Raw genomic sequence first — 10,474 nt, 5'->3', positions numbered from 1 at the left:
TCGATACTTCCCATGCTACTAATCATCGACAATTACGACTCATTTACCTACAACCTATACCAATATTTTTGTGAGTTAGGCGCGGAAGTGAACGTTGTGCGTAATGATGAAATCGATATTGCGGGCATTGAAGCGTTAGCGCCGACCCATTTAGTGATCTCCCCTGGGCCTTGCACCCCGAATGACGCGGGTATATCACTGGAAGTAATCGAGCATTTTGCTGGGAAATTACCGATTATGGGGGTCTGTTTAGGGCATCAAGCGATTGCTCAAGTTTTCGGTGGTGAAGTCGTTCGAGCAAGACAAGTTATGCATGGTAAAACCTCTCCCATTAAACACACCGGAAAAAGTGTGTTTAAAACGCTTAATAATCCTTTGACCGTGACACGTTACCATTCCCTCGTGGTAAAAAACGGTACGTTGCCTGATTGTTTTGAACTGACAGCATGGACTGAGCTTGAAGATGGAAGTATGGATGAGATCATGGGCTATCAACATAAAACCCTCGCGATTGATGCGGTTCAGTTTCATCCGGAATCCATTAAAACAGAGCAAGGCCATCAATTACTGGCAAATTTCCTTTTACGATAGTCCTGTTTTTGGCTATTCATTACGCTCCAACACCTGACTCGGATCACTTTTCTTAACATTTTCTTCATCTGTTTTATTGTGGATATTCTATGCAAGTTTATTCGCGCTATATCCCTCGATCCTCTTCTATGCCTTGTATTTCCTCATTTAATAATTACTAGCACGCAATTTATCCGGAAAAAAATTCATAAAACGATTTGATTGCTGCATAAGTAGTCACATATAGTGAGCTTTGAACTATTATTTCTGCAAGTAAAAGAACAATCTACTATTGAAATAGTTAATTAAATGTAAATACAATGCTGCATTAGTAGAAATGCCAAACAAAATATTCATCATAATGAAACCCTCATCGATTTCATAAAATGAGAGGCATCTACCTGGCATGCAGTATCTAAAGGAGTGCAATGACAATGGAAAATAAAGTAGAACGTAGTTTGTTTAACGAGGTGATGGTGCCTTGTTATAACCCAATGGAAATGATCCCTGTGAAAGGGGAAGGCGCGAGAATTTGGGATCAGCAAGGTAACGAGTATATCGATTTTGCTGGTGGTATTGCGGTGAGCTGCTTAGGTCATTGTCACCCTGCTATGGTGAATGCTGTAACAGAACAAGCAAACAAACTGTGGCATTTAAGTAATGTCATGACCAATGAACCAGCACTTCGTTTAGCTAAGAAGCTAACAGAAGTCAGCTTTGCAGATAAGGTCTTCTTTGCTAACTCAGGTGCAGAAGCAAACGAAGCAGCACTGAAACTGGCTCGTCGTTGGGCTGCTGATGTTCACGGTGAAGAAAAATCTGAAATTATCGCGTTCCAACAAGGCTTCCACGGGCGTACTTTCTTTACGGTCACTGTGGGCGGTCAAGCGGCGTATTCTGATGGCTTTGGTCCTAAGCCGGGCGATATCACTCACCTACCTTACAATGACGTAGCCGCGCTAGAAGCGCATATTTCTAGCCGTACTTGTGCCGTGATGATGGAACCTCTTCAAGGGGAAGGCGGCATCATTTCTCCTACTTCAGAATTTGTTCAAACAGTTCGTGAGCTGTGTGATAAGCACAACGCACTACTGATTTTTGATGAAGTGCAAACAGGTAATGGTCGTACTGGCGATTTTTATGCTTATCAAGGTCTTGGTGTGACGCCTGATATTCTGAGTACTGCAAAATCTCTTGGTGGCGGCTTCCCGATTGGCGCGATGCTGACAACGGACAAACTGGCACCTCATCTTAAAGTTGGAACTCATGGCTCTACTTATGGTGGTAACCCACTAGCGTGTGCCGTCGCAGAAGCGGTGGTTGATGTTGTTAGCCAACCTGAAACGCTTGCTGGCGTGAAAGAGCGTGAAGCACTGTTCCGCGCAGGTTTAGAGAAAATTAACGACAAATACAACATATTCAGCGAAGTTCGCGGTAAGGGCTTACTGCTTGGGGCGGCGCTGAATGATGAATGGCAAGGTCGAGCACGTGACGTACTCGTTGCAGCAGGCAAAGAAGGATTAATGGTATTGGTTGCAGGTCTTAATGTTGTCCGCTTCACTCCATCATTAGTCATCACAAAACAAGAAATAGAAGAAGGTTTAGCGAAACTAGATAAAGCGATCAGCACTCTAGTTTAATTTTCGTTAAAGCCTCATTTACACGGCCCAGTGGTAATAACTTAATGGAGTTATGTTGGGCTGTGTTGTTTGCATCTGGAGGGAATATTGATGCTGGTTGTTCGCCCAATAAAAAAATCAGACTACGATGCGCTGCATACATGCGCAGTAGAATCTGGACATGGATTTACATCTCTTCCTGTTAACGAAGAACTGTTAACAAATCGAATTACTCATTCTGAATACAGCTTCAGCAAAGAAAGTGTGACTGAACCTGGTGATGAAGGCTACCTAATGGTGGGCTTTGATACTGAAACGGGTGAAGTTGCGGGTACGACGGGAATTGAAGCCTCTATTGGTTGGGATGTCCCTTTTTACTCTTATCACATCAGTAAGGTGGTCCACTCATCGAATAAGCTTGGTGTGAATAATGTAGTTAAGCTTCTGACTTTTGGCAACAATTACACAGGATGTAGCGAAATTTGTACCTTATTCTTACGCCCGGATTTTCGTAAAGGGTTGAATGGTCGTTTGATGTCTAAGAGCCGTTTCTTACTGATGGCTGAGCACCCGCACCGTTTTTCAAAGACGATTTTTGCTGAAATGCGCGGAGTATCGGATGCTGATGGCAACTCGCCATTCTGGCAGTGGCTACAAGATCACTTCTTTTCGATTGATTTTACTCTCGCAGATTACTTAACCGGAATTGGTAAGAAAGGCTTTATTGCTGATCTTATGCCGAAGTTGCCGATTTACATCAACTTGCTGAGCCAAGAAGCTCAAGATGTGATTGGTGTTGTACATGAAAATACTCGACCTGCATTGAAGTTACTTGAAAATGAAGGGTTCACCAATCGTGGGTACGTTGATATTTTCGATGCTGGCCCAACAGTAGAGTGTGATTTACGCAATATCGACTCTGTGCGAGATTCGATTCGTGCGAAAGTGGTGATTGCTGAACATTCAAGTTCACAAGCTTACTTGATGGGTAATACCTCGTTTGAAAACTTCCGAGCAGTGGCGGCGAAAGGTGCGTATGACCTAGCCAGCGAAAGTGTGATCCTATCCTCTGAGGTGGCGGAAGCGCTTGAAGTGAATGAAGGTGATTTTGTTCGGTTATTAGCGCAATAGATAAATGATTGTGCGATGTGATTAACAAGCTATCTCATTGTCATAGCCAGTCAACAAATCATTGGCTGGCTATGTGGATAGGAATTATTTAGAAGGAATTAAGATGACTCAATGGATCGCAGGTGAATGGGTTGCAGGACAAGGTGAAGCGATGACTTCACTCAGCCCTTTCAATAATGATGTCATTTGGCATGGTGATAGTGCCACTCCCGCTCAAGTTGAATCTGCGGTTAAATCCGCTCGCTTGGCATTTCAAAGTTGGAAGCATCTTTCATTTTCAGAGCGTGAACAGGTTGTACTAACGTTTGCTGAAAAAGTGAAAGAGAACAGCGAAGAGATCGCACAGATCATAGCAAAAGAGACGGGTAAGCCTATTTGGGAAACGCGTACAGAAGCGGGTGCGATGGCGGGTAAAATTGCTATCTCAATTCGAGCGTATCACGAGCGAACGGGTGAAGCTTCTCGTGAAGCGGCAGGCAATCAAATTGTACTGCGCCACCGACCTTTAGGTGTCATGGCGGTATTTGGGCCTTATAACTTCCCTGGTCACTTGCCAAATGGCCATATTGTACCTGCGCTTCTTGCGGGTAATACCGTGGTCTTTAAGCCATCAGAACAGACGCCTTGGACAGGTGAGTTTGTGATGAAACTGTGGCAACAAGCGGGTCTGCCTGCTGGTGTTATTAACCTTGTACAAGGGGCAAAAGAGACGGGGATTGCTCTTGCTGATGCGAAAGGAATCGACGGTGTGCTCTTTACGGGCAGTGCGAATACCGGACATATCCTTCATCGCCAATTTGCAGGGCAACCAAGTAAAATGCTGGCATTAGAGATGGGTGGAAACAACCCAATGGTCATCTCTGATAAATACGGCGATTTAGACGCGACGGTATACACCATTATCCAGTCGGCCTTCATCAGTGCAGGTCAGCGTTGTACCTGTGCTCGTCGTTTGTATATCCCATTCGGCAGTAAAGGCGATGCACTTCTTGAGAAGTTAATCAGTGCGACTCAAAAGATTCGAGTTGATCAACCGTTTTCTGAGCCAGCCCCGTTTATGGGCCCACAAATTTCAGAAGCGGCAGCGAAGTTTATTTTGGATGCTCAAGCGAACCTGCAATCGTTAGGTGGTGAAAGCTTAGTGCTTGCGAAAGGCTTAGAGGCGGCATTTGTGACACCGGGTATTATCGATGTAACACAAATCGTCGAGCTACCAGATGAAGAGTATTTTGGCCCGTTACTACAGGTTATTCGTTACGAAAGCCTCGATGCGGCGGTTGAAATGGCAAACGACACTCGATTTGGCTTGTCTGCTGGACTTGTGTCTACAGACGATGGTGAATGGGATTACTTTGTGGATCACATTCGCGCGGGCATCGTGAACCGTAACCGCCAATTGACCGGAGCGAGTGGTGATGCGCCATTTGGTGGCCCCGGTGCTTCTGGTAATTTACGACCAAGTGCTTACTACGCTGCTGACTATTGTGCTTATCCAATGGCATCAATGGAAGGTGAAGAGACATTACTCCCTGCCACCTTTAGCCCTGGTCTAGAGCTTTAGGGTTACGGTAGGCGGAAACCTCAACTCAGTACTAAATGGTTATCGAATGCAGAGTGATACAGCATGAGATAACCTTTTTTCTACAGCAAACTCGGTCTACAGACCCTAATAAATACAACAAGGAGGCGTCATGACGCCAGATGTTTTATTTGAATCCCTATGGAAAGATTATATTCAACGCCTTTGCCCTTCTGCGGATAAGGTTCATCAATTGCTTCGCGAAGATGCTGAGCTGATTAATGATCACATCGCACTTCGAACGTTTAATGTTGCTCCTCTTGGGATTGAAACCTTAGCGAAGCCTTTTTTAGCATTAGGGTATAAAGAGTGTGGTGATTATCTATTTGAAAGCAAAAAGTTGGTTGCCAAGCATTATGAACATGATGATCCAAACCAGCCCAAAGTCTTTATTAGTGAGCTGAAAGTGGAAGAGTGCTCTGAAGCGTTACAAGCCATCGTCGCTAAACTGGTGGAACAAGTGGATGCTCAACAATTGAAGACTCAGGACTTTTTATACAGCGGCCGTCAATGGGAACTGAGCTTTGAAGATTACCAAACTCTAGCAAAAGAGAGTGAATACGCCTCTTGGTTAGCGGCTCATGGCTATGGTGCTAATCACTTTACGGTTAGTGTGAATCAATTAAATGATTTTAGCGAAGTTCAAGAGGTGAATGATCATCTCAGTAGCGTTGGGTTTGTTATTAATGGTTCTGGGGGGGAGGTTAAAGGCTCACCTGAAGTACTATTGGAGCAATCATCGACCATGGCTGATCGCGTATTGGTCCAATTTACTGAGAGTGAACAAGTTGTCCCTGGCGGATTTTACGAGTTTGCGAAACGTTACCCAATGAATGATGGTCAGTTGTACACGGGTTTTGTTGCAGCGTCAGCCGATAAGATCTTTGAGAGTACAAACGGCTAGATCATTAATACGAGCGCATGGCGTAAAAGTTAGCTAATAAAAAACCACCAATAGCGATATTGGTGGTTTTTAAATTTTATAGTGTTTTCAGTAACGCGAACTAGCGAGTACCGTAAACTACAATTGTCTTACCGTGAGCTGAAATCAAGTTCTGCTCTTCTAGCATCTTCAAGATACGACCAACCGTTTCACGAGAACAGCCAACGATTTGACCGATTTCTTGGCGAGTGATCTTAATTTGCATGCCATCAGGGTGAGTCATTGCATCAGGTTGTTTCGCTAGGTTTAGTAGCGTTTGTGCAATTCGGCCCGTTACATCTAGGAATGCTAAGTCACCTACTTTTTGGCTAGTAACTTGTAGACGGTTTGCCATTTGCGCTGAAAGACGCATTAGGATGTCTGGGTTTACTTGGATAAGTTGGCGGAATTTCTTGAAAGAAATCTCAGCAACTTCACAAGGAGATTTTGCTCGAACCCATGCTGTACGCTCTTGGTCTTCTTCAAAAAGACCTAGCTCACCAATGAAGTCACCTTGGTTAAGGTAAGACAAGATCATCTCTTTGCCTTCTTCATCTTTAATTAGTACCGCAACTGAACCTTTCACAATGTAATACAAAGTTTCGGCTTTTTCACCTGCGTGAATCAGCGTACTTTTTGATGGGTACTTATGAATATGACAGTGTGAAAGAAACCACTCTAATGTTGGGTCGGTTTGAGGTTTACCTAGAACCATAATATCTCACTTCCTCTGCAGGGTACGCTTGCTGCTTTCCATAATTAGCAAAGCCTAGTAGTAGGCAGTTCCGTTAGGATAAGAGCACTCTTGTTAGTGCTACAAGCTATCTTGTGTTTCGGTTAGGAATAGTATCCTTTTTCCTAATCCATTTCTTGATTTTAATCGTGTCATTGCCACGATCTTCTACGCAAAACTGTGCACATGATCACGGTATGAAAAGTAACCGAGATTTAAGCGTGATGACTAACCAATTTTTCCTGTTTCAATCAGCTGTTGCAGGATTGGTCTCACGATGAGTTCCATGGCAAAACTCATTTTCCCTCCCGGCACAACCAGGGTGTTATGGCGTGACATGAAGGAGCCATCAATCATGGCTAATAGGTACGGAAAATCAACATTTTTAATCCCACGTAGACGAATGACAACAAAGCTTTCATCTAAACTTGGGATGCCTTTTGCATTCAATGGGTTTGATGTATCAACGGTTGGCACTCGCTGAAAGTTGATATGAGTGCGAGAGAATTGAGGGGTAATATAATTCAAATAGTCATCCATTGAACGAACGATCGAATCCATTACCGCTTCTCTGGAGTGGCCACGATCTCGTGTATCACGAACAAATTTCTGAATCCACTCTAGGTTGACTATTGGTACCATGCCAATCAATAAATCGACATGCTGTGAAACGTTGATGTCGCCATCCACGACTCCGCCGTGCAATCCTTCATAGAACAACACATCAGAGTCAGATGAAATGTCCTGCCATGGGGTAAAAGTGCCGGGCATTTGGTTGTAGGGTACCGCTTCATCGAATGTATGAAGGTAACGCCTTACTTGGCCAACGCCTTCATTGCCATACTCTCTGAAAAACTCAGCCAAAGCCGGAAAGTTATTCGCTTGAGGGCCGAAATAACTGATGTGTTTGCCCTGTTCTCGGGCTTTGCGTATTTCCACATCCATCTCAGGGCGCGTAAAGCGGTGGAAACTATCTCCTTCAACCCATGCCGCTTTGACATCCATCATATTGAACATCTTGCGAAAGGCTTCAGAAGTTGTTGTGGTACCGGCACCGGAAGAGCCAGTCACTGCGATTATTGGGTGTTTTGCGGACATGACAAACCTTGTCTTGAAGTAACGTACTTGTTAGCAATCGGTAACACTATAACACGTAAATGTGAACTGTCATGGTCTGCTATGCGGTTAAACTCGATTTCGAATCTGAATATCAACGGTTTCATGCAGTTCAGAAAATACGACGTTTGCCTCTCCTGACTTAAGTTGGATAATGACCTGATCCACTTTATCTTGCAGTGAAAACTCAAACTCGCCGTAATCTGTGCCTTCTCTAAGAACAAACTCTTTGATTAAGTTCTGTAACGTTTCAGGTTCGATCTCTTGCCACGGGATGATCATACATACCTCTGAATTTTTGGTTGGGAGCGGGATGCTAGGATATGAAGCGAGACGGCTTTATACCCAAGTTGATCCCAAAAACCAATACCGTATTTACATTTCACTCATTTATCTGGGATCGAGCGGATCCCAGTGTTTGCCTTATGATTGGTTTAGAAAGCTTTCGTAATACGCAGGAATGGCCTCTTCTAGCCAAAAGGTCGGTTTGAGTGCGTGGCCAGTTAAAAAGCCGACATGACCACCCCGTTCAAATAATCGGTAGTCAATATTCTCTGGTAGAACAAAACGAGGGATCACCGCATCGGTCATGAATGGGTCATCTTTGGCATGAATAAACTGAGTTGGAATGGTGATCTGTTTGATCTTATGGATCCCTGAACACTGCTGGTAATAGTCTTCGGCGTTTTTAAATCCATGAAGAGGTGCGGTGATCAAGTCATCGAAGTCGTACAAGCGAGAGACTTGTTTAATGCAATTGTCGGTTACCCCGATCTCTTCACTCAACAAGTGCTGCTTTTTGAGTGCATTGTGTTTGAGTGAATTGAGTAGGTAGTTTCGATAAACCTTGGAAAAACCTTGCTCAATGCGTGAAGAACAAGCTGCAAGATCAAGAGGCGCAGAAACGATGGTTGCGGCATCAAGAATAGGGTCATCTCGATAGGTGGCTAAATAATTGGTTAGCATATTGCCGCCCAATGAGATCCCAATGGCCACTTTGGGTTGGTTGGGAAATTGCTGCTGAATATAGTTTAAGAAAAGACGCGCATCTTCTGTTTCGCCAGAGTGATAGGCTCTTGCTAGTCGATTCGGTTTTCCGCTGCAACCACGAAAGTGCATCATGACTGAAATCCAGCCATCTTGAGCAAAAGCATTCATTAACCCGTTGGCGTATGGGCTATTGAAGCAGCCTTCTAGTCCATGAAAAAGAATGAACACCGGTTTCGTTTTGGCTTGCTTAGTCGTCCAGTCTTCACTCCATGCAAGATCAAGAAAATCCCCATCAGGCGTATCAAGAGTTTGCCAAAGCGGATCAAATAGTGCTTTTTTTCGAATAAAGCGCGGCATTAATGTCTGCAGGTGAGGATTACTTAGCCCTTTAGCTGCTGTGAATATGGTCATAAATCAAACTCATTCATTGGATTGGAGTGGAGTAGCGTTTGAAGCGCAATGAGCCCTTTCTTTAGTTGAGCTTGGTTGATTGGCGAGCTAAGTGCAAGCCTTACCGCTGGGGAGATACTGCCTGCTGGAGGGGAAAAGAGTTCTCCAGATTTGACCACAACCCCCATTTCAGCGGCTTGAGCGACGAAATCACTCAATCGCCAGTGCTCTGGGAGTGGTAACCATAAATGGAAGCAATCTCGCTTATACATAGGCTGGAAAGGGGAGAGATATTCAAGGGCTATCGCTAGTCGTTGCTCCATTTCCTGACGAATAATATCAAGCGTTTTGTCTGCATCCCCATTGGCGGTCATTTCACACGCTAAAGCGGTCAATAGAGGGCTCACCATCCAACTGTGGTTTTGCAAGGTTGAAACTAAAGGTTGATAGAGTTTTTTCGGGGCATGTAAGTAGCCCACTCGTAATCCGGGGGCTAAGCATTTAGAAAAAGCGCCAATGTGGATCACCTGCTCAGGATCGAGATTCACCATTGGAGAGTAAACTTCAGCGGCAAGTAATCCGTTTACATCATCTTCAATGACCAGCAGATCATATCGCTTACAGACTTCGAGTATCTCGTGTCGTCTCTGTTGAGACATGATGGCCGTCGTCGGGTTTTGAAAGGTTGGGGTAAGGTAGATAAAGCGTGCTTGATATTGTCGGCAAGCCGCTTCTAATCCCGCAGGTGTTATCCCTTGTTCATCCATTTCGACCCCTTTGACCGATAGCTGTTTCTGCCTCGCTAAACTGAGGAGGCCGGGATAAGTACTTTTTTCTACCAGTAAGGTGTCCCCTGCGCGAGTGAAAGCATCAATCACAATTTGAACGGCATGTTGAGCGCCTGAGCTAAATAGTAGCTGCTGTGGAGATAAGTGAACGCCTTTGCTATCGAGCCAGTGGCAAATCTGCTGCTTATGAGACTCTAATCCATGAGGTTTTTGGTACAGCATCAGTTGCTCAATCAGTTGGGGGGATTGCGAGAGGGTCGCCATTGCCTGATTAAGCATGTTGCTTCGCTCAATATTTGGCGGGATGTTGTAGCCAAAATTGCACTCATCTGGATCTTTGGTGCTCTCTTCAAAGCTCCAACTGCTTTTGTTTTTATCGGCAATAAAAGTTCCAGATCCTACTCTTGCTTCGACAAGCCCGCGTCGTTCTGCTTCTGCATAGGCACGAGTGATCGTACCAACCGTCACTTGTAATTGGTCGGCAAGTTTACGTTGAGTCGGTAATTTTTGGTTGGCTTTGAGATCACCATGATCAATCTGCTTAGAAAGCTGATCAGCGATCTGTTTGTACATCGGTGTTGTACTTTGCTTAGACAGCGTCATTTCTTGAATTGTCATGGTGACAATAAACCTTTT

10 protein-coding genes are annotated in these 10,474 nt (G+C 44.5%); 5 read left to right on the top strand and 5 right to left on the bottom strand.

Translation table 11 applies throughout. The features are described 5' to 3' along the window. Positions 1-12 precede the first annotated feature (12 nt). From F0249_RS11625 to F0249_RS11605, 5 genes are all read left to right on the top strand, one after another. Positions 13-591 carry an aminodeoxychorismate/anthranilate synthase component II gene (locus tag F0249_RS11625; RefSeq protein ID WP_017052563.1) on the top strand — a complete coding sequence of 193 codons (579 nt, stop codon included), beginning with the start codon at positions 13-15 and terminating at the stop codon, positions 589-591. 407 nt (positions 592-998) lie between these two features. Next, complete coding sequence (locus tag F0249_RS11620) at positions 999-2,210, top strand: aspartate aminotransferase family protein (protein ID WP_029203370.1); 1,212 nt, start codon at positions 999-1,001, stop codon at positions 2,208-2,210. A 90-nt stretch (positions 2,211-2,300) separates the two neighbouring features. Then, positions 2,301-3,320 carry an arginine N-succinyltransferase gene (gene astA, locus F0249_RS11615; RefSeq protein ID WP_113797184.1) on the top strand — a complete coding sequence of 340 codons (1,020 nt, stop codon included), beginning with the start codon at positions 2,301-2,303 and terminating at the stop codon, positions 3,318-3,320. 103 nt (positions 3,321-3,423) lie between these two features. Continuing rightward, a complete protein-coding gene (gene astD, locus F0249_RS11610; RefSeq protein WP_171756775.1) occupies positions 3,424-4,881 on the top strand; it encodes a succinylglutamate-semialdehyde dehydrogenase in 1,458 nt (485 codons plus the stop codon). Between the two features lie 130 nt (positions 4,882-5,011). Beyond that, positions 5,012-5,803, top strand: a complete 792-nt coding sequence (locus F0249_RS11605; RefSeq protein WP_171756774.1) for a DUF1338 domain-containing protein — start codon at positions 5,012-5,014, stop codon at positions 5,801-5,803. Between the two features lie 100 nt (positions 5,804-5,903). Here F0249_RS11605 and crp read toward each other — a convergent pair whose 3' ends face one another. The 5 genes from crp to F0249_RS11580 all read right to left on the bottom strand — a co-directional run bounded on the left by crp (position 5,904) and on the right by F0249_RS11580 (position 10,456). Further along, a complete protein-coding gene (gene crp, locus F0249_RS11600; RefSeq protein WP_004729651.1) occupies positions 5,904-6,536 on the bottom strand; it encodes a cAMP-activated global transcriptional regulator CRP in 633 nt (210 codons plus the stop codon). A 246-nt stretch (positions 6,537-6,782) separates the two neighbouring features. Then, positions 6,783-7,652, bottom strand: a complete 870-nt coding sequence (locus F0249_RS11595; protein WP_171756773.1) for a phosphoribulokinase — start codon at positions 7,650-7,652, stop codon at positions 6,783-6,785. A gap of 87 nt (positions 7,653-7,739) precedes the next feature. Further along, complete coding sequence (locus F0249_RS11590) at positions 7,740-7,952, bottom strand: YheU family protein (protein ID WP_017052557.1); 213 nt, start codon at positions 7,950-7,952, stop codon at positions 7,740-7,742. A gap of 141 nt (positions 7,953-8,093) precedes the next feature. Continuing rightward, positions 8,094-9,071, bottom strand: coding sequence for a hydrolase (locus F0249_RS11585; RefSeq protein ID WP_171756772.1), 978 nt, complete (start codon positions 9,069-9,071; stop codon positions 8,094-8,096). Next, positions 9,068-10,456 carry a PLP-dependent aminotransferase family protein gene (locus F0249_RS11580; RefSeq protein ID WP_171756771.1) on the bottom strand — a complete coding sequence of 463 codons (1,389 nt, stop codon included), beginning with the start codon at positions 10,454-10,456 and terminating at the stop codon, positions 9,068-9,070. The genes F0249_RS11585 and F0249_RS11580 overlap by 4 nt, the downstream gene beginning before the upstream one ends. Positions 10,457-10,474: the final 18 nt, after the last annotated feature.

The sequence above is a fragment of the Vibrio sp. 03-59-1 genome, from assembly GCF_013114135.1.
GTDB lineage: Bacteria > Pseudomonadota > Gammaproteobacteria > Enterobacterales > Vibrionaceae > Vibrio > Vibrio cortegadensis.
The sequence above is the reverse complement of the archived record's forward strand: the minus strand, read 5'-3'. Positions and strand labels throughout refer to the sequence as shown.